The 361-nt window shown below is 50.4% G+C and carries 2 tRNA genes; both read left to right on the top strand.

Features of this window, described 5'->3' with window-relative positions:
• Window positions 1-46: 46 nt before the first annotated feature.
• A tRNA-Ile gene (locus ACO0U8_RS24230) sits at window positions 47-123 on the top strand.
• A 137-nt stretch (window positions 124-260) separates the two neighbouring features.
• Window positions 261-336: transfer RNA gene (locus ACO0U8_RS24225), tRNA-Ala, on the top strand.
• Window positions 337-361 lie beyond the last annotated feature (25 nt).

Below are 361 nucleotides of genomic sequence, written 5' to 3'. Positions count from 1 at the left end.
CCACACAGATTGTCTGATAGAAAGTAACGAGCAGAAATACCTTAATAGGCTTGTAGCTCAGGTGGTTAGAGCGCACCCCTGATAAGGGTGAGGTCGGTGGTTCAAGTCCACTCAGGCCTACCAATTCGTCCTCATGCTGCGTTGTCGTCACACTCGTTTGCACATGCAAACGTCGTATGAACTCCGCCTTGCCTGAGAACAAATTGGCTAACTCATCTTCCTGGTGTGTTAGTGATTAAGGTATCTGTAAGTGACTGTATGGGGCTATAGCTCAGCTGGGAGAGCGCCTGCCTTGCACGCAGGAGGTCAGCGGTTCGATCCCGCTTAGCTCCACCATTACCGTACAGCCCCTAAATAATAC

Source organism: Rahnella sp. EDr1-12, assembly GCF_049206505.1.
Classification (GTDB): domain Bacteria; phylum Pseudomonadota; class Gammaproteobacteria; order Enterobacterales; family Enterobacteriaceae; genus Rahnella; species Rahnella rivi.
This window is presented reverse-complemented; position numbering and strand designations above follow the sequence as displayed.